We start from the raw sequence: 21,791 nt of genomic DNA on the forward strand, positions 1-21,791 counted from the left end.
TTTACCTCTCAGTATCTGGCTGTAGGTGTTCGGGCTGTACGCCGAAGGTGTTGAGCGCCATGGACATCGCGATGTAGCCGCCGATGGTGAAGACCAGGTCCATGCGCTGTTTCTCGTCCAGGCGCTCGGACAGGGCGGCCCAGGTCTGGTCGGACAGTTCGGATTTCGCGTCGAGCTCGTCGACACAAGACAGGATGAGGCGATCGAACTCGTCGGTCCCCTCCCCGCGGGCGACGGCATCGATCTCCGCCGGGGTCAGTCCCGCCTCCTGGGCGAAGGTGATGTGGTGCACCCACTCGTAGTCGCAGCGGCGGTTGTGGGCCACCCGCAGGATCGCCAGTTCCCGCAGCCGGGGCGGCAGGGTGGAGCGGAAGAGCAGATGGACGCTGAAGCCGAGGAACGCCTCGGTCAGGTCCGGATGCCGGGCCAGCGGTGCCATGGCGGGACCCGCGGACTCGGGGTTGCGCATCGCGCGGGGCAGCAGGGCGCGGAACGCGTCGCGGGTGCGGTCGTCCCACTGGTCCGCCGGTAGCGGCGGCAGGCGCATGCCGACCTCCTCTCGTGAGAATATGATTCTCTAAAACTGAAGACTAGATTTCCATGAAGCCGTGCGTTAGTCAACGCCGGGGCGACGGCCTGGGCAAACCGCGGCCGCGGAGAGTGCGGTGCGACCTGGTGTGCGGTCGGCTTCGCCCGGTCTGTCGTGCGATCGGATGGTGATTCTCCAAATAAGAGAATATAGTTTCCCTAGTGTTGCGTGCCCGGCTCGTCGGCGGGCCCGAAGTCGAAGAGTCCGGCCCATGCGGGCGGAAAGGAGTCCCACGATGACGAGCTGCGGCATGAATTTCGAGCTCACCGAGGATCAGCAGCTGATTCGCACGACCGTCGCGGAGCTGTGCCGCAAGTTCGACGACCAGTACTGGATGGCGAAGGATTCCGCGCACGAGTTCCCGACCGAGTTCTACGAGGCGATCGCCAAGGGCGGCTGGCTCGGCATCACGATTCCCGAGGAGTACGGCGGCCACGGCCTCGGCATCACCGAAGCCACCCTGCTGGCCGAGGAGGTATCGCGCTCGGGCGGCGGGATGAACGCCGCCACCTCCATCCACATGTCGATCTTCGGCATGCATCCGGTGGTCGTGCACGGCTCGGACGAACTCAAGCGGCGCACCCTGCCGCGGATCGCGAACGGTGATCTGCACGTTTGTTTCGGCGTCACCGAACCCGGTGCGGGACTGGACACTTCGCGGATCAGCACGTTCGCCAAGCGCGAGGGTGACCACTACGTGGTGAACGGGCGCAAGGTGTGGATCTCCAAGGCGATGGAGTCGGAGAAGATCCTGCTGCTGACCCGTACCCAGCGCTACGACGAGGTCGTCAAGAAGACCGACGGCATGACGCTGTTCCTCACCGACCTGGATCGCGCGCACGTGGACATCCGGCCGATCGCGAAGATGGGCCGCAATGCGGTCACCTCCAACGAACTGTTCATCGACGGGCTCCGGATTCCGGTCGAGGATCGGGTCGGCGAGGAGGGGATGGGCTTCAAGTACCTGCTCGACGGCCTGAATCCCGAACGCATGCTGATCGCCGCCGAGGCGCTGGGGCTCGGGCGCGTCGCGCTGGACCGGGCCGTGCGATACGCCAAGGAGCGCGTGGTGTTCGACCGGCCCATCGGCATGAACCAGGGCCTGCAGTTCCCGCTGGCCGATTCGCTGGCGCGGCTGGATGCCGCGGAACTGGTGTTGCGCAAGGCGACCTGGAGTTACGACCAGGGCAAGCCCTGCGGGCGGGAGGCGAACACCGCCAAATACCTCTGCGCCGACGCGGGATTCACCGCCGCGGACCGGGCGCTGCAGACCCACGGCGGGATGGGATATGCCGAGGAGTACCACGTCGCACGGTATTTCCGGGAGGCGCGGGTGATGCGGATCGCCCCGATCAGCCAGGAGATGATCCTGAACTATCTGGGCTCGCACACGTTGGGACTGCCCCGAAGCTATTGAGCCGCAGCGGTTTCCGAGTCCAGAAGCGGGCTGCCGGAACCGATGGCCGTCGCGAGCGCGCGACAGGAAAGACGCGGAGTGACCCGGGACGCGGCGTCACCCGGTATACGAATCACCGAGACACAGGGAGTCGGCCGATGGCAGGCAACAACGGATTGTTCGATCTCAGCGGGCGCGCGGCGCTGGTCACCGGAGCGGCCGGTGGCATCGGCTCGGCGGTCGCCGAGGCGCTCGCGGCCCAGGGGGCGGCGGTGCTGGTCACCGACGTGAACGGCGAGGCGGCCGCGGCGGTCGCGGAGAAGATCGCCGGAAATGGCGGCACCGCGGCAGGTTTCGCCCTGGACGTGTCCGATCGGGAGGCCGCCGATGCCGCCGCCGCCCGCGCGGCCGAATTGGCCGGTGGCACGCTGCACATCCTGGTGAACAACGCCGGTGTCACCGATCCGCACATGTTCGCCGATATTTCCGCGGACTCGGTGCGGCGGTTGCTGGAGATCCACACCATGGGCACCTTCAACTGCTCGCAGGCGGCGCTGCCCTATCTGCCGACCGACGGCACCGGGCGGATCATCAACGTCACCTCCTCCGCCGGAATCGTCGGCACCCTGGGACAGGTGAACTACTCCGCAGCCAAGGCCGCCATCATCGGCATCACCAAATCCCTCGCCCGCGAACTGGCTCGCAAGAACATCCTGGTGAACGCGCTGGCGCCGCTGGCGGCCACCCCGATGACCGACACCATCCGCACCGACGAGAAGTTCGCCAAGCAGATGTTGAACCGGATTCCGTTGCGGCGCTGGGCCGATCCGCAGGAGGTCGCGGGCGCGTTCGTGTTCCTGGCCACCGACGCCGCCTCCTTCGTCACCGGCCAGGTGCTGCCGGTGGACGGCGGCATGGTGATGTGATGCTGGAGCCCAGCGCCGGCCCGCTGGCCGGAATCACCGTCGTCGCACTGGAACAGGCGGTGTCCGCGCCGATGTGCACGCGCGCCCTGGCCGATTTCGGGGCGCGGGTGATCAAGGTCGAGAATCCGTCGGGCGGTGATTTCGCCCGCTACTACGACGACGTGGTGCACGGGCAGGCCGCCCACTTCGTGTGGTGCAACCGGGGCAAGGAATCGGTCACCCTCGACCTGAAATCCGATGCGGGCGTGGAACTTCTGCACCGGCTGCTGGATCGGGCCGATGTCCTGGTGTCGAATCTCGCGCCCGGGGCGACCGCGCGGCTGGGGTTGGCTCCGCAGGACGTGTCCGCGCGGCATCCCGGTCTGATCGCGGTCGAGATCGACGGATTCGGCGCGGGCGGGCCACTGTCCCACAAGCGTGCCTACGACCTGCTGGTGCAGGCCGAGTCCGGGGTGTGCGCGGTGACCGGAACGGCCGGGCAACCCGCCAAACCCGGCCCCCCGATGGCCGATGTGACCACGGGACTGTATGCGGCACTGTCGATTCTGGCCACCCTGTGCGGCCGGTTGCGCACCGGGCCCGGTCCGGGGACGAATATCGCGGTGAGCCTGTTCGACATGATGGCCGAGATGATGGGCTACCACCTCAACCACGCACGGTACGCCGGGGTAGACCTGGTGCCGCTGGGGATGAGTTCTCCGGCGGTGGCTCCCTACGGCGCGTACCGCACCGCGGACGGACAGACCGTCGTCCTGGGCACCACCAACGACCGCGAATGGCAGCGCCTGTCCCGTGATCTGCTCGGCCGTCCCGACCTGGCCGACGACGCCCGTTTCGCGAGCAACACCGGCCGCTGCGAGCATCGCGCCGAACTGGACGTCGCGATCGGAAGCTGGTGCGCCGCACACGATCTGGCGCACATCCAGAAGGTCGCGGACGCCGCCGGAATAGGCAACTCCCGCTACAACCGGCCGACCGAGGTGATCAACCACCCGCAGCTGGTGGACCGGCATCGTCTGCGCACGGTCGACACCCCGGGCGGCCGGATCGTCGCGGTACTTCCTCCGGCGGTGATCGACGGCTTCGAACCTCCGATGGGACCGGTACCGGGGCTGGGCGAACATACCGATAATCTGCTCGCCGAACTCGGGTGCAGCGCAGCGGAAATCGCCGAGTTTCGGGACAGCGGAGCGGTCGGTGCACGGTACGAACCGCGCGTGGGAACGGCATGACGGCAATCTGTACGCGCCACCGCGAGCGGGGCGAAGACGGTCGGCGAGCTGCGAACCGCGTTGCCGCGCCGGGCGATTCGCGATCACTCTCTCGCGCTCGCCGGTGTGCCGGGCCCGGGTGGGTGAGCTGCGCTGCTAGCGCCACCGCTGATCCGCTCGCGGGCGCGTGTGCGGCGAGCAGGGCCGGAGTTGTGCGCCGGTGTGGCGGGGCGCGTGAATCGCGCAACGTCTTTCGCACGGGTTGCGCGTCGATGCGCGCGAACATCCCGGCGTCGCGACGTGTCGGGGGGTTGTGATGGCCGACCTGCCCGTCCTGCTGATCGACGACGCCGCGGGCGTGCGCACTCTCACCCTGAACCGGCCCCGGCGCAAGAACGCCATCGATCACGAACTGTGGCTGGCGCTGGCGGATGCGTTGCGGCACACCGCGACCGATCGCTCGATACGGGCGGTGGTGATCACCGGCGCGGGCGGGGATTTCTGTTCCGGAGCGGACATCTCCGCGCCCGACAACAGCCATCCGGTGTATCGAATGCGCGAACTCACCGATGTCGCGCTGCTGCTGCACGAGTTGCCCGTGCCGACGGTGGCCGCGGTGCGCGGGGTCGCGGTCGGGGCGGGCTGGAATCTGGCCCTGGGGTGTGATCTGGTCGTCGCGTCGCCGGGAGCGAAGTTCTCGCAGATCTTCGCCCGGCGCGGTCTGTCGCTGGATCTCGGTGGCTCCTGGCTGCTGCCGAAACTCGTCGGCCTACAGCAGGCCAAGCGGCTGGCATTGCTGGCCGAGACCATCGACGCGGCGCAGGCTCGCGAACTGGGCCTGGTCACATGGGTGGTGCCCGAGGACGAGATCGATTCGTACGTAGCGGATCTCGCCGCGCGGCTGGCCTCGGGCCCGCCGATCGCGCTGGCCCAGACGAAGGCGCTGCTCAATGCCGGGGCCGCGCACACCCTGCGCGAGGCGTTGGCCGGTGAGGCCGCCGCGCAGGGACTCAACTTCGCCACCGCGGACGCCCCGGAGGCGTTCGCCGCATTCGCCGAGAAACGCGAAGCACAATTCACCGGTCGCTGGACCGTGCACCGACCCGCGATGCGCGGCCGCGACGATTCCGAGAACTCCAGGGGAGCAGATGCGTGAGGTAGTCATCGCCGGGGCCGTGCGGACCCCGGTCGGCAAACGGAACGGCGGCCTGTCGGGCATGCACGCCGCGGACCTGTCGGCGGTCGTGCTGAACGAATTGGCCCGGCGCACCGATATCGATCCGGTCATCGTGGACGACGTGATCTGGGGTTGCGTCTCCCAGGTGGGTGATCAGTCGAGCAATATCGGCCGCTACGCGGTGCTGGCCGCGGGCTGGCCGGAGACGATTCCGGGCACCACGGTCAACCGAGCCTGCGGATCCAGCCAGCAGGCATTGGATTTCGCGGCCCAGGCGGTCGCCTCCGGGCAGCAGGACGTCGTGGTCGCCGGTGGCGTCGAGGTGATGAGCCGGGTGCCGCTCGGGTCGGCGCGCGCCACCGGCGTGCCGTACGGGCCGAAAGTGCTTGCCCGCTACGACGACTTCTCGTTCAACCAGGGCATCTCGGCCGAATTGATCGCCCAGAAGTGGGGTTTCACGCGTACTCGCCTGGACGAGTACTCGGCGCAATCGCACGAGCGCGCGGCAACCGCGCAGGATCGCGGTGCGTTCGAGGAGCAGATCGTCTCGGTCACAACCGATTCCGGGACGGTCACCGCCGATGAGGGCATCCGCCGCGGCACCTCCGTCGAGAAGCTCGCGGGATTGAAGCCGGCCTTCCAGGACGACGGCGTGATCCACGCGGGCAACTCCTCGCAGATCTCCGACGGCGCCGCGGCGCTGTTGGTCACGACCGCCGACCGGGCCCGCGCACTCGGGCTGACCCCATTGGTGCGATACCGTGCCGGGGCCGTCACCGGCGCGGATCCGGTGCTCATGCTGACCGGCCCCATCCCCGCGACGGCGAAAGTCTTGCGCAAGGCCGGCATCGGTGTCGCGGACGTCGGGGTGTTCGAGGTGAACGAGGCGTTCGCGCCGGTTCCGCTGGCCTGGCTCGCCGAGACCGGCGCGGACCCGGCCGCGATGAATCCGCTCGGCGGCGCCATCGCCCTGGGACATCCGCTGGGCGGTTCGGGCGCCGTGCTGATGACGCGCATGATCCACCACATGCGCGACAACGGAATTCGCTACGGCCTGCAGACCATGTGCGAGGGCGGCGGAACCGCCAACGCCACCATCGTCGAACTAGTTTCCTGAAGGAGCCGTCGTGCGCCGCACTCTTCACCCCGTCGATCACGGTGAATTCCGGAATCCGGCCGGGAAATTCGTTGCTGCCGGCGTTCGCGGGACATTGCCCGCCGACGCCACTGTCGTCGACCTGGCGTTCTGAAGGAGCCGTTGTGCGTCGTACCCTATACACCGCCGATCACGAGGCATTTCGGGACCTGGCAAGGAATTTCATCGATAAGGAGGTCGTCCCGCACTACCCGGAGTGGGAGCGTGCGGGCCGCATGCCGCGCGAAATCTTCGAGCGGATGGGCGAACTCGGGCTGCTGGGCACCGCGATCCCGGAGGAGTACGGGGGCGGGGGAGTGCGGGACTACCGGTTCAACGCGGTCCTGCAGGAGGAGGCGTATCGCGCGATGGTCACACTCAGCACCGTGCGCACCCAGATCGATGTGATCCTGCCGTACTTCCTGGAATACGCGAACGAGGAGCAGCGCCGCCGGTGGTTCCCCGGCCTCGCGAACGGCACCCTGCTCACGGCGGTCGCCATGACCGAACCCGGTACCGGCTCGGATCTGGCGGGCATCCGCACCACCGCGGTGCGCGACGGCGACGACTACGTCATCAACGGCGCGAAGACCTTCATCACCGGCGGTCTGCTGGCCGATCTGGTTATCGTGGTCGCCCGCACCGGTACCGATCCGGACAACCGCCGCGCGGGCCTGAGCCTGATCGTGGTGGAGAGCGGGCGACCCGGATTCACCAAGGGCCGCATCCTGGACAAGCTCGGCTGCAAGGTGCAGGACACCGTGGAGCTATCCTTCGAGAATGTCCGTGTGCCCCAGTCGAATCGGCTCGGCGAGGAGGGCAAGGCATTCGGCTACCTCGGACACAATCTGGCGCAGGAGCGGATCACCGTCGCGGTAGGCTCGGTCGCCCAGGCGCGTTCGGCGATCGCCGCGACGAGCGAATATGTCAAGGAGCGCAAGGCCTTCGGGCAGCCGGTGGCCTCATACCAGAACACCAAGTTCGAACTCGCCGCGATGTCGGCGGAGGTCGAGGCGGCGCAGACGATGATCGATCGAGCCGTGCTGGACCTGGTCGAGGGCGAGTTGTCCGGCGCCGACGCCGCCCGGACCAAACTCTTCTGCACCGAGGTCCAGGCCCGCGTCGTAGACCGCTGCCTGCAACTGTTCGGCGGCTACGGCTACATGCTCGAATACCCGATCGCGCGCCTGTACGCCGACGCCCGCGTGGCGCGAATCTACGCCGGTACCAGCGAGGTCATGAAGACGATCGTCGCGAAGGATCTGGGTTTGCGCTGAATCAGGCTCGCGGCGGCCACGCATGCCTCTATTATAGAGGCATGCGGAGCAGTGCAGTCCTCGATGCCTGGCGATCGGGCGATACGGCGCAACTGGCAGTCGGATTGGCGCGGACCGTGGTGTTCTCCAGCCCGGTCGCCGACTATCGCGGCCGGGCAAACGCGGCGCATGTGCTCGGGCTGATCGCGACAGTCCTCGAGCAGTTCGACGAAACCGCGCGGTGGTGTGCCGAGCGGGACAGCGTCTTCGCCTTCACCGCGCAGGTCGACGGCGGTGCGCTGCAAGGCGTCATCCGCGAGGAATGCGACGCGGGCGGGGCAATCACCTATGTGACCCTGTTCCTGCGGCCATACCGGGTGCTGCGCGGTGCGATGGCGACAATGGCCCAGCGACTGGAGGATTCGCCGCTGCCCGAGTCGGTGAGGTAGCCATGGCCGTCGACGTTCCGAGGCCCGGAGAACAGGTCCGCGGTTCGACGACGGGTCGCCCGATCATGGCATTGTTCGACCTGATCGGACGGCGTTGGGTGCTGCGGCTGTTGTGGGAACTCGACCGATCCGAGAGGCCGCTGACCTTCCGCGAATTGCGTGCGGCATGTGCCGAACTGTCATCGAGCGTATTGACCACGCGCCTGCGCGAACTCACCGTCGCGGGTCTGGTCGAACATGCTGGCGGCTACGTTCTGACGCCGATCGGTGGCCGACTCGTCGAGGCCCTGCAACCGGTCACCGCCTGGGCCGAGTTGTGGAAAGAAGAATTCCCATGAGGCGTACGCCGCGCTCTCCGTTGGTGTCCGGCGCGGGGTGTCTTCGGACGACTCCGAGCACGGCCGGGTCGCACGCGTCGTGGCTCGGTGGTTTTCACTCCTTTGCGCGGCTGACCCCGGTGCGGACGATGGTCAGTAGCCGGTCGATCTGGGCGGTGTCGGCCGCGACACGTCCGATGCCGTTGGCCGCGGCGAGCAGATCGGTCACGTCGAGGTCGGGTTCGATCGCGCCCGCGTGTTGCGCACGGTGCAGCAGGTCGGCCGCCGCGGTGTGCATCGTCTCGTGCCATTCGCGGTAGAGCGCTGATCGACCTCCGGCCTCGTCTTCCGGAATAGCCAGGGGGAGTTCACCTTTCGTGGACACGTGCGCGATGAACGCGCGGAGCCAGGTGAACAGCGCGTCGGCGGGCGAGGGATCGTCGAGCAGGGTGCGGCCCAGCTCGCCCAGTGTGGTGACCTCCTCGGCGTACACGGCGATGACCATGTCCCGGCGGGTGGGGAAGTGCCGGTACATCGTCGCGTTGCCGACCCCGGCGCGCCGGGCGATCTCGTCCAGCGGGGCGTTCACGCCGAGTTCGTCGAAGACCTCGCGCGCGGCCGCCCGCACCAGTTCGTAGTTGCGGCGCGCGTCGGCGCGACGGGGGCGGCCGGCCATATTTCTCCTTGCGAAACGGGGAAGTCCCCGGTTAGTCTAACGAACCATAAACGAGGAACTCCCCACTTACTTGAGAGGCGTTCGAATGTTGGATATCAGCACGGCGGACCGGCTCGCGATTCACGAGACGATCGCGCTGCACGGACACGTGGCCGACGACCGCGACTGGGACCGATGGGGCGAGCTGTACTCCGATGACCTGGTTCTGGACCTGGAGGATTTCGGGCTCGGCACCACCCACGGTGTCGCGGCGCTACGGAAATTGGCCCGCGACAACCAGGACGATCCGGCCCAGCCGCTGGGGCATCACGTCACCAATATCGTGCTGGTCGCACAGGACGGCGATCGGGTGCGGGCGCGTTCCAAAGGCCTCGCAGTCAATGCGGACGGGACCAGCGGGACGGTCGTCTACGAGGACACACTCCGGCGCGAACCGCAGGGCTGGCGCATCTGTCATCGCAAGATCCTCGCGCGCCGCGCGCCGGTTCAGGCGTAGCCGAGAACCGCCCGCAGTCTTCGCGGGACTCGCCGCCCGACGACTCACCACGGGCCGGCATCGGGCCGGCGAGGCCGTAGGATCGGCTCGATAGCGTTCGAAGTGCCACCTTTGCAGAAAGGTTCGGAACTATGCGCTTTTCCCGCTTCGTCCTGGCCGCGGTGATCGCCGTGCTGTCGCTTGCCGTTCCGGCCGTTCCGATGGCCGCCGCGGCGCCCGGCGGGGGGATCGTCGACCGTGCGATCACGTTCTCGGTCCGCAATGTGAACGCCTCCGGAGTGCCGTGCGGAACCGACGGCCGAACCTACTCGGTGCACGGGCATCTCACCGGTCCGGCGGATGCGCTGGCCGGGCGCACCGCGACCAGCGCGGCGCTCTATCTGCACGGTCTCGAGCTGGGGGAATGGTTCTGGCGGTTCGACGCCGTGCCCGGCTACGACCACGTGCGGGAGATGGCCCGGCGCGGGCACGTGTCGGTCACGATCGACCGCCTCGGTTACGGCGCGAGCGGTCAGCCGGCGGGGACGCTCAGTTGTGTGGGCGGCCAGGCGACCGTCGCCCACCAGATCGTGCAGGCTCTGCGATCGGGCAACTATTCGGCGGACGGCGGGGCGGTGGCCTTCCATCACGTTGCGCTGCTGGGGCATTCGCTCGGCGGCGCGGTCGCTCAGATCGAGGCGTACACCTTCGACGACGTGGACGCCCTCGGCGTGCTGTCGTACTCCGACCTCGCCCTGACCCCAGAACAACTGGCCGGCACCCTGTCCTGGGGATCCACCTGCCTCACCGGTGGGCAGAAGTCCTCGGCCGGTGCTCCCGGATACAGCTACCTGACCCCGAATGTCCAAGCCTTCCAACAGGATTTCCTCGCCCAGTCCCCGCCGAACGTACGCGCCGCCGCGACCGGGCTGCGTGCGCTGAACCCGTGCGGTGACATGATCTCACTGACCGAGGCGACCCTGATCGACCCGGCCCGCCTCGGCGCGATCCACGTGCCGGTCCTGACGCTCGCCGGTTCCCAGGACCGGGTGTTCGACGTGAATCGCGCTCGCTTCCAAGGCAAGTTGTTCACCGGCAGCGGGGACGTCACCAGCGACATCATCGACGGCGCCACCCACGGCCTGACCCTGGAACCCACAGCCGCGCAGGTGCGCGACCAGCTGGACTCCTGGTTGCGCGCCCACGGCTTCTGAACGGCCGCGCCATCCGCTGCCGAGGCTCGGCACCGACGTGCGCGGCCCGCGGGGCCGGTGTCCTACTTCGCCGAAAACCCTACTCCCCGAGGGTATTCGACAGCAGTCAGGACTCAGCTGTGCGGCAGTGCGAGTGTATGCGACCATGAGTGAACCGGACCGTGCTCTGCCGATCGTTCACGGACCGGGCCGAACCAGGGAAATGTCGGCCGGGTCGACCAGCGTGCTCGGCCCGGACGCGGCGTTGGCCAGCGCGTCGTGCAGAAGTTTCGCGGTTTTTCCGGCGCGCCTGCCGCGCAGGTTCACCTCGGTGAAGCCGTCGATCAGGGCCGCGGCGGGATCCAGCAGGTCGTAGCTGGTTCTGCGGCTGTTCAGCGAATCGGTGAGTACCGTCTGCCACGCTTGCTGATGGGCTCGGAAGCCGCCGGCGCGGTCGAGGGCGCGGGCGTACTCGCGGACCACGGCCGTGAACACGGCCTGCTCGAATCCGCGTCCGAACCATCGCCGCCGCGCCGCGCCCGGTGACTGCGGCAGAGTGGCTCGGTCGAGGACGATCCACCGGGCCATACCGTGCTGGGGTGCTGGTTCATCCGCAGAGTCGTCCCCCGATTCGCCGATCGCTATGCCGCGCAACGGTATCGGGTACTTCGTGAGCAGACGATCGATGGCGGACGCGATCTCGCGGACCGTGCGCACATCGATGCCGTCACGGTCGAACCCCATAATTTCCAGGTTGTGGCTTGCCGCCATGGTTCGAACGATTTGCAGCGACTCGCCGTCGTCCTCGGTCCGGGCGCGTCCGCCGCCCTCGTCCGCAGGGGGCGAGGGCGGTTTCGCCGTCCTCCGCGGGAGGAGGAAATCGAGGTCGGTCGGAATCGCCGTCACGCTCGGCATCGGCATCGGCATCGGCATCGGCGTGGGTGTCGGTGTCGGCGTGGGTGTCCGTGTTGGCGTGGGCGTGGGTGTCGGTGTCGGCGTGGGCGTGGGTGTCGGCGTGGACGTGGGGATCGGTGTCGGCGTGGCTGTGAGCAGGGGGGTGGGTGTCTGGAGCGCCGTGGGCGTAGGTGTCGGTGTGGGCGTCCGAGTGGGTGTCGGTCTCGGCGTGACAGTCGGTGTCAGCGTGGGTGGGGGTGTTGGGGTTGTCTGGAGGACCGTCGGTGTCGGCGTAGGTGTTGGTGTGGGTGTTGGTGTGAGCGGGAGTGTGGGTGTCTGGACGACCGTGGGCGTGGGAGTAGGTGTGAGCGTGGGTGTCTGCAGGACCGTGGGTGTGGGAGCCGGCGTCGGTGTGGGTGTTGGGGTTGGTGTCGGTCTCGACATGGGTGGTCTCGACGTGGGGTTCGGCGTGGACGTGGGGTTCGGCGTGGACGTGGGCGTCAGCGTGGGTATCTGCGTCGGTGCGGCCATCGGCAGCGGTGGCACGGTGTCGAACTGCGTTCTGATCGGGCTTTGTGCCCGCTGTGCGGGTGTCGCGGCTCGCCTACGGGACCACGGGGTGGGCAGCGGAGCCGAGCCGGCGGCGCGGTGCTCGGGCGTCTCGGGCAGGGGCGTCGGCGTCGCGGTGAACGCCTGAACGGCATCGTCGTTCGTGTGCGTCTCGGCCGATGCGATGGCCGCCTTCAACTCGTCGACGGTTCGGGTCGCTCGGCCGATGAGTTGTTCCAATGTCGCGACCAACGCGCGCAATGCGTCCGTGTCGATCCGCGACGGCTGACTCACCGATCTCTCCTGCTCGTCCCGCCGATCCGCGACCGGTTACCCCCGGCCCTCGCTCGTCGGCGGCAGAACAACCAGTATCCCACGCCGTCCCGCCGACCCTTGCCACCGGCGAGGATGCCCGCGAATAGCGCTGCGGCAAGCGGATCGCGGTTTTCGACGAGTCGGTCCGGTCCGCGGATCCACATGCAAGACTTTCCGGATGACTACGGCTTCTGCTCTGCCGCCGGGGTTTCATTCGGTGACGCCGCGCATGGTGGTCGATGACCAACCGGCCGCGGTCGCGTTCCTACGGACGGTATTCGGGGCGGTCGGCGAGGTCGAGCCGAATCGGCCGACCGAGGTCCGGATCGGCGACTCACTGGTGATGGTGTCCGAATCCGTTGAGCGCGAGGCGTTTCCGGCATTTCTGTACATCTATGTCGATGACGTCGCCGCGACATATCAGCGGGCGGTGACCGCGGGCGCCGTCACCATCGAGCCCGTGCTCGATACACCGTACGGTGACCGCCGGGCGATGGTCCGCGATCCGTTCGGCAACGTTTATCAGATCGCGCGCCGGCTCGGGACCACCGCGTGAGGTCGAATGCGTCCGGACTCGGGCGCGCTACTGGTAACGGTGGGCCCAGCCCATGACCTGCGTGACGTAGGCCATCGAGTGGTTGTAGCGCAGGATCGCGGCCGTGCGCTGTGCCGGGTTCTGCATATTCAGCCCGCCCGAGCAGAGGTAATTTCCGGCGGTGTAGCTCGCGTCGAACAGATTCTGCGGGTTGCCGCCCGGCCGCGAGTACCGTGCCCACGTCGCGGGCATGAACTGCATCGGCCCTTCCGCGCGCATGAATTTACCAGCGCTGTTGCGGATCACCTCGTTGTCGGGCAGCGTGCCGTCCAGAGCCGGGCCGTAGATTTTCTGACGGGCCGTGCCGAACATGTCGACGTTCCCGTTGTTCGCGTGATGCGATTCGACCCGGCCGATACCGGCGAGCAACTGCCACGGCATGTGGCACTGAGGTTGCTCAACGGCGAGTTCGGCGGCGGCGACCTTGTACGCGGTCGCCGCGATCCCGGGAATCTCCGGAGCGCTGGAGCCCCCGGCCGATCCGGAGTCGGCCGAGCCCGTGCCCGCCGATCCGGAGGCTGATCCGGAGGCCGACCCGGTGGGCAGCGCGATCGCTTGGACCGCGGGTGCGACCTCCGCTGCCGATGCCTGGGTGGCAAGGGTGGTGACGGAGACCACCCCCGGGACCAGACCGGACAATGCGATCATCGACTTACGTCGAACCGTTGGTTCCGGCGTCTTCCGGTGACGTCCCACCTCGGCACTACCCTCCATCACGAACATACGAGCGGAGGTCATTGTATCGATGTCGGCCGCCGAGCGCGCGGTAACTGCGAGAATGCTCGAAATATCTTTCCTGGCACCATGTTTCGGTCATCGGGTAGCCGTCATGTCGATCAGGACCTTGCCGATGGCTCGGCCGTCGGCGACCCGGCGCAGGGCGGTGGCCGCCTCGTCGAGCGGATAGGTCGCGCTGATGTGCGGGGTCGCCTGTCCCGTGACGAGCAGTTGGCGTAGTTCTTGCTCGTTGCGGTGGAACTCGTCGGGATCCAGATCCTGGAACTGGAAGCCGAGGAGGTGAATTCCCTTGACCAGCACCAGATTCAGCGGGATCTGCGGTATGACGCCGGAGGCGAAGCCGATGGTGACGAATCGGCCCCCGCGACGCAGTGCGCGCAACGCGGGTTCGGACAAGCGGCCGCCGACCGGGTCCAGTACGGCGTGCGCGCCCTCGGGCAACGCCTCGCGCAGCGCGCCGCGCAGATCCCCGGCGGTGTGGTCGATGAGCCGAGTCGCGCCGTAACTCGCTGCCGCGCTGAGCTTTTCCGGCGAGGATGCCACCGCGGTCACCTCGGCGCCCAGGTGCGCGCCGAGCTGTACCGCGGCGAGGCCGACCCCGCCGCCCGCGCCGAGTACCACCAGCTGGTCCCCGGTGCGGACCCGGGCCACGGACCGCAGACAGTGGTACGCGGTCCGATAGGCGACGCCGAACGCCGCGGCGCGATGGTCGTCCACACCGTCGGCGATGCGCGCGAGCCCGGCGGCGGGTATGGCCACCTCCTCGGCGAACGCCCCGGCGATGCCCGTGCCCGTCACCCGGTCACCCACGGCGAGGTCGGTGACGTCGCTGCCGACTTCCACCACGGCTCCGGCGAATTCGCTGCCCGGCACGAACGGCGGCGGCACCTTGATCTGATATTCCCCCGCGATCACCAGCACATCGGGGAAGTTCACCGCGGCCGCCCCGACCCGCACCCGGACCTGTCCCGGTCCGGGTGCGGGGGCGGGGCGTTCCTCGATGCGGATGATCTCCGGCGGCCCGTAGGCCGGGCAGACCACCGCGCGCATCTCAGTTACCCTGCCACTGCGGGGTGCGCTTCTCGGCGAACGCGCGCGCGCCCTCCTTGGCGTCGGAACTCGTGAAAACCTTTGCCTGCCAGGTCTTCAGACGCGCCTGCGCCGCGTCGGCATCGGTGAGCGCGAGACGCGCCAGCTCCTTGGAGGCGGCCAGGCCCAGCGGTGCGTTGGCGGCGATGCGTTCGGCCAGGGCCACCGCTGTGGACAGCACCTGGTCGGGTTCGGCGATGGCATTGATCAGCCCGACCTCGTACGCCCGTGCGGCACTGACGAAATCGCCGGTCAGCAGCAGTTCCAGCGCGATGGCCAGCGGAATCCGAGTGCCGACCGTGGTGCCGCCGCCTGCGGCGAACAATCCCCGCTTCACCTCGGGGAAGCCGAATTTCGCGGCCGAGGAGGCCACGATGAGATCGCAGCCCAGCAGCAGTTCCAACCCGCCGCCGACCGCGGTGGCATTGGCCGCGCCGATCACCGGCACGCTCACCTGCCCCTTGCTCAGTCGCCCGTACGCCTCGGTGGCGGGATCCGCGCCGAAGGCCTCGCCTTCGGCGAAGGCGCGCAGATCCATGCCCGCGCAGAAGGCGCGGTCACCGGTGCCGATGAGCACGATCGCGCGGATCCCCGGATCGGCCTCGGCATCCAGCACGGCCTGCCCGATGCCGCGAATCAGATTGCCGTTCAACGCGTTACGTGCCTCGGGCCGGTTGAGACGGGCGATCAGCACCGCTCCGGACCGTTCGACGACGAGTTCGCTGTTCGCGTCGGTGTTCTCGGTCATCGAGATTCCTTCCTGGATGTCAACGTGCGTACTGCGTGCTCTCGGCCAGCTCGGCGGCCGAACGCATGGTGTCGACCACGACCGGGCCGAACGATTCCAGCTTCACATCGCCCTTGGCGCGCTGGAATCCGCGCTCGAGCACGATGGCCAGCTTCCATTTGGCCAGGATCAGGTAGTAGTCGATATCGTCGACCTGACGTCCCGAGACCTCGGCGTAGTGCGCCAGAATCTGCTCGCGCGAAGGCATGTACTGCATGTTCGCGTAGCCCTTGTTCGCCACCGCCGGATCGCTGGTGTCCTCGGGCCAGCCCTGCAGCATCCAGCCCAGATCGAGCTTCGGATCGCCGACGGTGCCCATCTCCCAGTCCACGAGCGCGGCCAGCCGGGCCGGACCGCCGTGCTGGAACATCACATTGGCGAACTGGTAGTCACCGTGCATGAGCCCGGGAACGTAGTCCAGCGGCCGATGGGTGCGCAGCCAGTCGGTCGCCACATCCATACCGTCGAGGTTACGTGCGCCGTCGATGTGGTCGTAGAAGCTCAGCCACCGCGCGACCTGACGTTCGTGATAGCCGTCGGGACGGCCCAGATCGTGCAGCCCCTTGGCTTTCCAGTCCACCCGCGAGAGCAGCGCAATCCCTTCGGCGAGTTGATATCCCAGTCCGGCGCGCAGGGTGTGATCGGAGTCGAACGGTTCGGGCCACACGCCGCGGTGATCCATCGGGGACCAGCCGTCCACGAACCCCATCAGATAGAACGTGCGGCCGAGCACGGACGGATCGGTGCAGGCCGCGACCGCCGCGGTGTGCGGGACGTCGGTGCCCTCCAGCGCCTCGATGATCCGCCACTCGCGCAGAATGCCGGCATCCCGCTCGGCGGGCGCCTCGGGCGGCGGAATGCGGATGGCGCACACGTGCTCGCCCCGGGCGATCCGGTAGATCTCGTTCTGCGTTCCGCCGGACAGGAAGCGCGCCTCGAGGGGTTCGCCCTTACCCGGGAGACCCTGCTCGTCCATCCAGGCCGCGAGCCGGGAGATATCGATACTCATCGGGTGTGCTCCTTGGATACTTCTGTTGCGCTCACAGATTTCCGGCTTCGTGCTCGAGGAACTCCGCGAATTTCGCCCGTGCCGCTTGCTGTTTCGCCGGAATCCATTGGGTGGGCCACATGCCATCGGTGGGCTGGTAGTCGCGAAGGACCTGCTTGGCGACCGTGCCCTTGTGCACCTCGGTCGGGCCGTCGGCCAGGCCCATCACGCCCGCGCCGTGGATCATGCGGAAGAACGGCATCTCGTTGGTCGTACCGAGTGCGCCGTGCACTTGCATTGCGCGCCAGGCGATGTCGTGCAGCACCGTCGGCATGATGATCTTCGCGGCGGCGATGTCCTTGCGGACCTTCTTGTAGTCGTTGTACTTGTCGATCTTCCACGCGGTGTGCAGCACGAACAGCCGGAACTGGGCCAGCTGCGCGTACGAGTCGGCGATGTAACCCTGCACGAATTGCTTGTCCGCCAAGCGGCTTCCGGCGGTCTCCCGGCTCAGGGCGCGCTCGCACATCATGTCCAGCGCCTGCTGGGCCAGGCCGATCGTGCGCATGGCGTGGTGGATCCGGCCGCCGCCGAGGCGGGTCTGCGCGATGACGAACGCCTGCCCCTCGCCGCCCAGCAGCGCGTCGGCGGGCACCCGGACGTTGTCGTAGTGGATGAGCGCGTGTGCGCCGCCATCCAGCGGTTCACCGTACAGGCCTACGTTGCGCACGATGTCGATGCCGGGGGTGTCGGTGGGCACCAGGAACATCGACATGCCCTGATACGGGCTGACATCCGGATTCGTCACGGCCATGACGATCAGGAAGGCCGCGGTTTTCGCGTTGGAGGAGAAGAACTTCCAGCCGTTGATGATCCAGTCGTCACCGTCGCGGGTGGCGCGCGTGGTGAAGCGGGTCGGGTCCGCCCCGGCCTGCGGTTCGGTCATCGAATAGCTGGAGAACAGTTCGCCCTCCAGCAGCGGTTGCAGGTAGCGCCGCTTCTGGTCCGGGGTGCCGTAGTGGGCGATGATCTCGGCGTTACCGGTGTCCGGGGCCTGGCAGCCGAAGACGATCGGCGCCCAGGACGAACGCCCGAGAATCTCGTTGAGCAGGGCCAGCTTCAGCTGTCCGTACCCCTGTCCGCCCAGGTCGGGGCCGAGATGTGTGGCCCACAATCCCTGTTCGCGCACCTGCTTCTTGAGCGGTTCGATCGCCGCGCGACGCGGCCCCTCCAGCGGGACGAACTGCTCGTGCTCCCAGACCAGATCGAGCGGCTCGACCTCCTCGCGGACGAACTCGTCGGCCCAGTCGAGCTTGCGCTGGTACTCGGGGTCCGTCTCGAAATCCCATGCCATTGCGCCTCCTATCTCTGGATGAGAATATCCTTCTCGTGATAAAGAATGCAATTCTTGAGCCCGGTGATCAGTTCCACATCGGCATCGTGGCGACCGACTTCGAGGCCACCGTGACCCGGTTGACCGAGGTTTTCGGCTACGAATGGGGTCCGGAGGTCGGCGGGCCGGTGACGGTGGACCTGCCCGGCGGCACGGCCGCGGACCTGGATCTGCGATGCGTGTACTCGATCACGGTGCCGCGCCTGGAAGTCGTGCGCAGTATCGCGGACACGCTGTGGGATCCGGCGGGAAAGGCCGGGGTGCACCACATCGGCTACTGGTCCGACGATGTCGCCGCCGATACCGAGGCATTGACCCGGCACGGCTATCTGGCCGAGGCCACCCGCCCCGGCCCGCAGGGCGGACTGTTCTTCGCATTCCTGCGCAGCGCGGACGGTTTCCGGGTGGAGTTGGTGGATCGCGCCGCCGAATCGGGACTTTCGCGCTGCTGGGCCGTCGTCGAGGCATCGGGCGGTGTCGCATGAGCACCGTGGGAATCGTGACCGGCGCGGGTCGCGGCATGGGGTACGCCTGCGCGCAGCGGGTGGCCGCGATGGTCGACGCGCTGCTGCTCGTCGATCGGGACGCGGCGACGGCGAACGCCGCCCGTGATGTGTTGTCCGCCGAAAATCCCGGTGCCACAGTGGAATCGGTGGAGCTGGACGTCGCCGACGCCGAGGGGCTGGCGGGTCTGGCCGAACGGGCCGGCGAGCTCGGCGAGTTGCGCGCGGTGGCCCACGCCGCCGGAATCTCCCCGACCATGGCCGAATGGCGACGTATCTTCACCGTCGACCTGATCGGAACCGCCATGCTCGTGCAGACGCTGCGTCCGCTGGCCGTATCCGGCACGGCCACAGTCTGTTTCGCCTCGATGGCCCCGCTGTTGGACCCCACGCCCCCGGATCCCGCCGCCCTGGCGATCCTGGACGATCCGCTCGACCCGGGTTTTCTCGACCGGTTGCGCGAGGTACTGGGACCGGCCGTGGAGAATCCGGGCGTCGCCTACGGCTGGGCCAAGCGCGGCGTGCATCGTCTCGTGCAGCGCGAAGCGGCGCTACTGGGTCCGTCCGGGGCGCGCATCTGCTCGGTCTCCCCGGGCATGATCGATACTCCGCAGGGCCGGCAGGAGGCCGCCGAGCACGCGAGCATGGCCGCGCTGGTCGAACGAACCCCGTTGCGCCGCACCGGTATTGCCGACGAGGTTGCCGATGTCGTGGCCTTCGCGCTGTCCGACCGAGCGAGCTTCATGACCGGTACGGATCTGCTGGTCGACGGCGGTGTGGTGGCCGCGATGCGGGTATCAGCGGGCCGGGCCCCGGGCTGAAACAAGCTGCGCAGCTACGGGTTTCGCAATCTCCGCGCCTTCGCCCCCGGCGCATTCCGCGCCGGGGGCGTTGATCGGCGGCCGTGCTCGCTAGACGTTCAGCAGCCGGGCGAGGTTGCCGCCCATGATCTTCGACTGGTCCTCGATCGAGAGGTCCTTGATCTCGTCGACGTAGCGGGCGGGTTCGGCCAGGCCCTCCGGATGCGGGTAGTCCGAGCCGAACAGTACGTGGTCCGCGCCGATGAGGCCGGACAGTTCGATCAGGTCCTCCTCCCAGAACGGGCTCACGTAGATGTTCTTGATCATCTCGACCGGGTCGCTGGGGAAACCCTCGGGGGCCTTCTTGTAGATCGAGGCGAGGTCGTCCAGCAGACCCGGCAGCCACGCGGCGCCGTTCTCGATGACCGCGATCTTCAGCTCCGGGAACCGGTACAGCGCGCCGTGGCACACCCAGGACGCCATCGCGTCGCGGATCGGCTGCCAGGCGTTGACCATCTTGAAGGTGTTGGTGACGAACGGCAGCATCTCCCGTTGCGTGCCATCCCATTCCGAGGCGTAGCGGGCGTAGCCGCTGTCCGAGGAGTGCATGGTGACCAGCACGTCGAGTTCGACCACGCGCTTCCAGAACGGGTCGAACTCCGGGACGGCGAACGAGCGCGGGCCGCGGAAACCGGGCACCGGCGCGGGCCGCACCAGGATCGCCTTCGCGCCGCGCTCGACGACCCATTCCAGTTCGGCGATGGCCTTCTCCACGATCGGCAGGCTGATCACCGGAACGGTGAAGATCCGGTCCTCGTGGTTGAACGACCAGGTCTCGTAGAGCCACTGATTGAGCGAGTGGATGACCGCGTGGATGAGCTCGGGGTCCGACTTCATGCGCTCCTCGACGAGGCTGGCCAGCGTCGGGAACATCAGCGCCCGGTCGATCTGCAATTCGTCCATCACCTTCAGGCGCGCGACCGGATCGCGGAAGGCGTCGGTGGAGCGGATCGGCTTGCCGAAGATCTCCCGCATGCTCTTGCCCTCGGGATTGCCGTTCTTGAAGTAGTCCTCCATGGCCCCGGGCGCGGCGACCACGTCGAAGGTCGGATTGGGGATGTACTCGCTGATCTGGCCGAGAATCGCGATCTTGGTGCGGCCGTCCACCTCCACGTACTTGACCGCGTCCTGGTACTGCTTCGGCAGGAATTTGGTCAGCGCCTCCTTGGTCTCGTAGAGGTGGTTGTCGGCGTCGAACAGGCGATATGGCAGGTCCCGCTTGGGCATGTAAGTCTCCTTCACGTTTTAGGAGAATTCTATTCTCGTGAATGGGAGGCTGCAATGGCTACAAGGATTGCAAGGAAAGCTGCCTCGGCTGGCCGGCAGCGCCCGACGCTTCCTGTCGGCTGTGCGAGCTACCCGGACAAGAGGATTCGACGAAGTGCGCCGGCCGCAACGGGACGGTCAGGATGCCGCGCGCAGCACGTCGAGTGCGGCCGCGGCCAGTTCCGGGCGGCAGATCAGCAGGTCGGGCAGGTAGGGGTCGCGGCGGTTGTAGCGCAGCGGGGAGCCGTCGAGGCGGGAGACGTGCAGGCCCGCGGCGGCTGCCACGGCTACCGGTGCGCAGGAATCCCATTCGTACTGGCCGCCGGAGTGGGCGTAGATATCGGCTTCGCCGCGCACCACGGCCATGGCTTTCGCACCGGCCGAACCCATCGGCAGGGTGGTCGCGTCGAGATGTTTCATCAGGAGGTGGACGCACGCCGGTGGGCGGGTCCGGGAGACCACCAGGCGGATCGGGCCGTCCGTGGCCGGAGGCAGGACCGGGGGTTCCCCGGTGTGCAGGACGAGGCCGGAAGCCGGCAGCGCCACCGCGCCCAGTGCGGCGACGCCGTCGACGGCCAGGGCCACGTGTACGGCCCAGTCCGCGCGCGGCGGCTGGCCGTATTCGCGGGTGCCGTCCAGGGGGTCGATGATCCACACGCGCTCGCGTTCGAGCCGGATCGGGTCGTCCGTGCTCTCCTCGGACAGGACCGCGTCGTCCGGTCGCAACTCGGCCAGCCGCCGCAGCAGCAACTCGTTCGACTTGCGATCCCCGGCCGCGCCGCCCTCGTGCCGGATTTCGAGCAGTAACTCACCGGCCTCGGCCGCCAACTGCGCAGCCACACTGTGATCATCCATGCCGATCATCATTACCTTGGCCGGACCGAGTGCGCCAGGGCCGGGTCGGCCCACCGGGACCCGTGCCGGCGCCCCGGCGGGGGCTGCTCGATCGGGTCGCGGCCGCCGCGCGACGCTCCGGCATCGGGCAGGTGCGACGTCTCCGTCCGGAATCATTGG

Annotated in this window: 25 protein-coding genes; 15 read left to right on the plus strand and 10 right to left on the minus strand. The window is 67.9% G+C overall.

Features of this window, described 5'->3' with window-relative positions; translation table 11 throughout:
- Nucleotide 1: 1 nt before the first annotated feature.
- Entirely contained in the window at nt 2-547 is a 546-nt protein-coding gene (locus AC5WS7_RS17330; RefSeq protein ID WP_495955518.1) for a carboxymuconolactone decarboxylase family protein, read from the minus strand.
- A 292-nt stretch (nt 548-839) separates the two neighbouring features.
- Here AC5WS7_RS17330 and AC5WS7_RS17335 point away from each other — a divergent pair, with 292 nt between their 5' ends.
- From AC5WS7_RS17335 to AC5WS7_RS17375, 9 genes are all read left to right on the plus strand, one after another.
- A complete protein-coding gene (locus AC5WS7_RS17335) occupies nt 840-2,006 on the plus strand; it encodes an acyl-CoA dehydrogenase family protein (RefSeq protein WP_495955938.1) in 1,167 nt (388 codons plus the stop codon).
- Nucleotides 2,007-2,143: 137 nt separating this feature from the next.
- A complete protein-coding gene (locus tag AC5WS7_RS17340; protein WP_495955519.1) occupies nt 2,144-2,911 on the plus strand; it encodes an SDR family NAD(P)-dependent oxidoreductase in 768 nt (255 codons plus the stop codon).
- Nucleotides 2,911-4,143, plus strand: a complete 1,233-nt coding sequence (locus AC5WS7_RS17345) for a CaiB/BaiF CoA transferase family protein (RefSeq protein ID WP_495955520.1) — start codon at nt 2,911-2,913, stop codon at nt 4,141-4,143. The genes AC5WS7_RS17340 and AC5WS7_RS17345 overlap by 1 nt, the downstream gene beginning before the upstream one ends.
- A gap of 295 nt (nt 4,144-4,438) precedes the next feature.
- A complete protein-coding gene (locus AC5WS7_RS17350; protein WP_495955521.1) occupies nt 4,439-5,278 on the plus strand; it encodes an enoyl-CoA hydratase/isomerase family protein in 840 nt (279 codons plus the stop codon).
- Complete coding sequence (locus AC5WS7_RS17355; RefSeq protein ID WP_495955522.1) at nt 5,271-6,416, plus strand: thiolase family protein; 1,146 nt, start codon at nt 5,271-5,273, stop codon at nt 6,414-6,416. Before AC5WS7_RS17350 ends, AC5WS7_RS17355 begins: the two co-directional genes overlap by 8 nt.
- A gap of 10 nt (nt 6,417-6,426) precedes the next feature.
- Complete coding sequence (locus tag AC5WS7_RS17360) at nt 6,427-6,549, plus strand: hypothetical protein (RefSeq protein ID WP_495955523.1); 123 nt, start codon at nt 6,427-6,429, stop codon at nt 6,547-6,549.
- Nucleotides 6,550-6,559: 10 nt separating this feature from the next.
- Nucleotides 6,560-7,711, plus strand: coding sequence for an acyl-CoA dehydrogenase family protein (locus AC5WS7_RS17365; protein WP_495955524.1), 1,152 nt, complete (start codon nt 6,560-6,562; stop codon nt 7,709-7,711).
- Between the two features lie 41 nt (nt 7,712-7,752).
- Nucleotides 7,753-8,139, plus strand: a complete 387-nt coding sequence (locus tag AC5WS7_RS17370; protein WP_495955525.1) for a hypothetical protein — start codon at nt 7,753-7,755, stop codon at nt 8,137-8,139.
- 65 nt (nt 8,140-8,204) lie between these two features.
- Nucleotides 8,205-8,477, plus strand: a complete 273-nt coding sequence (locus AC5WS7_RS17375; protein WP_495955526.1) for a winged helix-turn-helix transcriptional regulator — start codon at nt 8,205-8,207, stop codon at nt 8,475-8,477.
- 94 nt (nt 8,478-8,571) lie between these two features.
- Here AC5WS7_RS17375 and AC5WS7_RS17380 read toward each other — a convergent pair whose 3' ends face one another.
- Nucleotides 8,572-9,132, minus strand: a complete 561-nt coding sequence (locus AC5WS7_RS17380) for a TetR/AcrR family transcriptional regulator (protein ID WP_495955527.1) — start codon at nt 9,130-9,132, stop codon at nt 8,572-8,574.
- An 85-nt stretch (nt 9,133-9,217) separates the two neighbouring features.
- Here AC5WS7_RS17380 and AC5WS7_RS17385 point away from each other — a divergent pair, with 85 nt between their 5' ends.
- Nucleotides 9,218-9,628, plus strand: coding sequence for a nuclear transport factor 2 family protein (locus tag AC5WS7_RS17385; RefSeq protein WP_495955528.1), 411 nt, complete (start codon nt 9,218-9,220; stop codon nt 9,626-9,628).
- A 131-nt stretch (nt 9,629-9,759) separates the two neighbouring features.
- Nucleotides 9,760-10,821: an alpha/beta hydrolase gene (locus tag AC5WS7_RS17390; protein ID WP_495955529.1), complete on the plus strand. Its 1,062-nt coding sequence runs from the start codon at nt 9,760-9,762 to the stop codon at nt 10,819-10,821.
- A gap of 177 nt (nt 10,822-10,998) precedes the next feature.
- Here the strand turns inward: AC5WS7_RS17390 and AC5WS7_RS17395 are convergent, their stop codons facing one another.
- The gene (locus AC5WS7_RS17395; RefSeq protein WP_495955530.1) at nt 10,999-11,571 is read right to left on the minus strand and encodes a hypothetical protein; all 573 of its coding nucleotides are present in this window, start codon (nt 11,569-11,571) and stop codon (nt 10,999-11,001) included.
- Between AC5WS7_RS17395 and AC5WS7_RS17400 the strand changes: the two genes are divergently transcribed.
- Both AC5WS7_RS17400 and AC5WS7_RS17405 read left to right on the plus strand, forming a co-directional pair.
- On the plus strand, nt 11,570-12,391 hold the full coding sequence (locus tag AC5WS7_RS17400; RefSeq protein WP_495955531.1) for a hypothetical protein: 822 nt from the start codon (nt 11,570-11,572) through the stop codon (nt 12,389-12,391). The two genes, AC5WS7_RS17395 and AC5WS7_RS17400, sit on opposite strands and share 2 nt — an antisense overlap.
- Before the next feature lie 345 nt (nt 12,392-12,736).
- A complete protein-coding gene (locus AC5WS7_RS17405) occupies nt 12,737-13,114 on the plus strand; it encodes a VOC family protein (protein ID WP_495955532.1) in 378 nt (125 codons plus the stop codon).
- Nucleotides 13,115-13,141: 27 nt separating this feature from the next.
- Here AC5WS7_RS17405 and AC5WS7_RS17410 read toward each other — a convergent pair whose 3' ends face one another.
- The 5 genes from AC5WS7_RS17410 to AC5WS7_RS17430 form a co-directional block, all read right to left on the minus strand.
- Complete coding sequence (locus tag AC5WS7_RS17410; protein ID WP_495955533.1) at nt 13,142-13,801, minus strand: lytic transglycosylase domain-containing protein; 660 nt, start codon at nt 13,799-13,801, stop codon at nt 13,142-13,144.
- 165 nt (nt 13,802-13,966) lie between these two features.
- The gene (locus AC5WS7_RS17415) at nt 13,967-14,941 is read right to left on the minus strand and encodes an NADPH:quinone oxidoreductase family protein (protein WP_495955534.1); all 975 of its coding nucleotides are present in this window, start codon (nt 14,939-14,941) and stop codon (nt 13,967-13,969) included.
- 1 nt (nt 14,942) lies between these two features.
- A complete protein-coding gene (locus tag AC5WS7_RS17420; protein ID WP_495955535.1) occupies nt 14,943-15,728 on the minus strand; it encodes an enoyl-CoA hydratase-related protein in 786 nt (261 codons plus the stop codon).
- 19 nt (nt 15,729-15,747) lie between these two features.
- Nucleotides 15,748-16,776, minus strand: coding sequence for a phosphotransferase family protein (locus tag AC5WS7_RS17425; RefSeq protein ID WP_495955536.1), 1,029 nt, complete (start codon nt 16,774-16,776; stop codon nt 15,748-15,750).
- Nucleotides 16,777-16,807: 31 nt separating this feature from the next.
- Complete coding sequence (locus tag AC5WS7_RS17430; protein WP_495955537.1) at nt 16,808-18,109, minus strand: acyl-CoA dehydrogenase family protein; 1,302 nt, start codon at nt 18,107-18,109, stop codon at nt 16,808-16,810.
- A 35-nt stretch (nt 18,110-18,144) separates the two neighbouring features.
- Here AC5WS7_RS17430 and AC5WS7_RS17435 point away from each other — a divergent pair, with 35 nt between their 5' ends.
- Nucleotides 18,145-18,633 (plus strand): VOC family protein, encoded by a 489-nt coding sequence (locus tag AC5WS7_RS17435; RefSeq protein ID WP_495955538.1) that lies wholly within the window; start codon nt 18,145-18,147, stop codon nt 18,631-18,633.
- The gene (locus AC5WS7_RS17440; RefSeq protein ID WP_495955539.1) at nt 18,630-19,472 is read left to right on the plus strand and encodes an SDR family oxidoreductase; all 843 of its coding nucleotides are present in this window, start codon (nt 18,630-18,632) and stop codon (nt 19,470-19,472) included. The genes AC5WS7_RS17435 and AC5WS7_RS17440 overlap by 4 nt, the downstream gene beginning before the upstream one ends.
- A 90-nt stretch (nt 19,473-19,562) precedes the next feature.
- On the opposite strand, the gene AC5WS7_RS17445 is transcribed toward AC5WS7_RS17440, so the two are convergent.
- Entirely contained in the window at nt 19,563-20,738 is a 1,176-nt protein-coding gene (locus tag AC5WS7_RS17445) for an amidohydrolase family protein (RefSeq protein WP_495955540.1), read from the minus strand.
- Nucleotides 20,739-20,915: 177 nt separating this feature from the next.
- Nucleotides 20,916-21,632 (minus strand): 3'(2'),5'-bisphosphate nucleotidase CysQ, encoded by a 717-nt coding sequence (locus AC5WS7_RS17450; protein WP_495955541.1) that lies wholly within the window; start codon nt 21,630-21,632, stop codon nt 20,916-20,918.
- Nucleotides 21,633-21,791 lie beyond the last annotated feature (159 nt).

The organism is Nocardia sp. PLKS1-43, from assembly GCF_059510335.1.

What these genes read in the sequence shown, in the direction of transcription:
- AC5WS7_RS17425 (WP_495955536.1), bottom strand. Translation starts at nt 16,776, where the DNA reads ATGAGTATCGATATCTCCCGGCTCGCGGCCTGGATGGACGAGCAGGGT.
- AC5WS7_RS17330 (WP_495955518.1), bottom strand. Translation starts at nt 547, where the DNA reads ATGCGCCTGCCGCCGCTACCGGCGGACCAGTGGGACGACCGCACCCGC.
- AC5WS7_RS17415 (WP_495955534.1), bottom strand. Translation starts at nt 14,941, where the DNA reads ATGCGCGCGGTGGTCTGCCCGGCCTACGGGCCGCCGGAGATCATCCGC.
- AC5WS7_RS17380 (WP_495955527.1), bottom strand. Translation starts at nt 9,132, where the DNA reads ATGGCCGGCCGCCCCCGTCGCGCCGACGCGCGCCGCAACTACGAACTG.
- AC5WS7_RS17420 (WP_495955535.1), bottom strand. Translation starts at nt 15,728, where the DNA reads ATGACCGAGAACACCGACGCGAACAGCGAACTCGTCGTCGAACGGTCC.
- AC5WS7_RS17410 (WP_495955533.1), bottom strand. Translation starts at nt 13,801, where the DNA reads ATGATCGCATTGTCCGGTCTGGTCCCGGGGGTGGTCTCCGTCACCACC.
- AC5WS7_RS17370 (WP_495955525.1), top strand. Translation starts at nt 7,753, where the DNA reads ATGCGGAGCAGTGCAGTCCTCGATGCCTGGCGATCGGGCGATACGGCG.
- AC5WS7_RS17400 (WP_495955531.1), top strand. Translation starts at nt 11,570, where the DNA reads ATGGTTCGAACGATTTGCAGCGACTCGCCGTCGTCCTCGGTCCGGGCG.
- AC5WS7_RS17405 (WP_495955532.1), top strand. Translation starts at nt 12,737, where the DNA reads ATGACTACGGCTTCTGCTCTGCCGCCGGGGTTTCATTCGGTGACGCCG.
- AC5WS7_RS17430 (WP_495955537.1), bottom strand. Translation starts at nt 18,109, where the DNA reads ATGGCATGGGATTTCGAGACGGACCCCGAGTACCAGCGCAAGCTCGAC.
- AC5WS7_RS17395 (WP_495955530.1), bottom strand. Translation starts at nt 11,571, where the DNA reads ATGGCGGCAAGCCACAACCTGGAAATTATGGGGTTCGACCGTGACGGC.
- AC5WS7_RS17375 (WP_495955526.1), top strand. Translation starts at nt 8,205, where the DNA reads ATGGCATTGTTCGACCTGATCGGACGGCGTTGGGTGCTGCGGCTGTTG.
- AC5WS7_RS17440 (WP_495955539.1), top strand. Translation starts at nt 18,630, where the DNA reads ATGAGCACCGTGGGAATCGTGACCGGCGCGGGTCGCGGCATGGGGTAC.
- AC5WS7_RS17335 (WP_495955938.1), top strand. Translation starts at nt 840, where the DNA reads ATGAATTTCGAGCTCACCGAGGATCAGCAGCTGATTCGCACGACCGTC.
- AC5WS7_RS17450 (WP_495955541.1), bottom strand. Translation starts at nt 21,632, where the DNA reads ATGGATGATCACAGTGTGGCTGCGCAGTTGGCGGCCGAGGCCGGTGAG.
- AC5WS7_RS17340 (WP_495955519.1), top strand. Translation starts at nt 2,144, where the DNA reads ATGGCAGGCAACAACGGATTGTTCGATCTCAGCGGGCGCGCGGCGCTG.
- AC5WS7_RS17355 (WP_495955522.1), top strand. Translation starts at nt 5,271, where the DNA reads ATGCGTGAGGTAGTCATCGCCGGGGCCGTGCGGACCCCGGTCGGCAAA.
- AC5WS7_RS17385 (WP_495955528.1), top strand. Translation starts at nt 9,218, where the DNA reads ATGTTGGATATCAGCACGGCGGACCGGCTCGCGATTCACGAGACGATC.
- AC5WS7_RS17345 (WP_495955520.1), top strand. Translation starts at nt 2,911, where the DNA reads ATGCTGGAGCCCAGCGCCGGCCCGCTGGCCGGAATCACCGTCGTCGCA.
- AC5WS7_RS17390 (WP_495955529.1), top strand. Translation starts at nt 9,760, where the DNA reads ATGCGCTTTTCCCGCTTCGTCCTGGCCGCGGTGATCGCCGTGCTGTCG.
- AC5WS7_RS17445 (WP_495955540.1), bottom strand. Translation starts at nt 20,738, where the DNA reads ATGCCCAAGCGGGACCTGCCATATCGCCTGTTCGACGCCGACAACCAC.
- AC5WS7_RS17350 (WP_495955521.1), top strand. Translation starts at nt 4,439, where the DNA reads ATGGCCGACCTGCCCGTCCTGCTGATCGACGACGCCGCGGGCGTGCGC.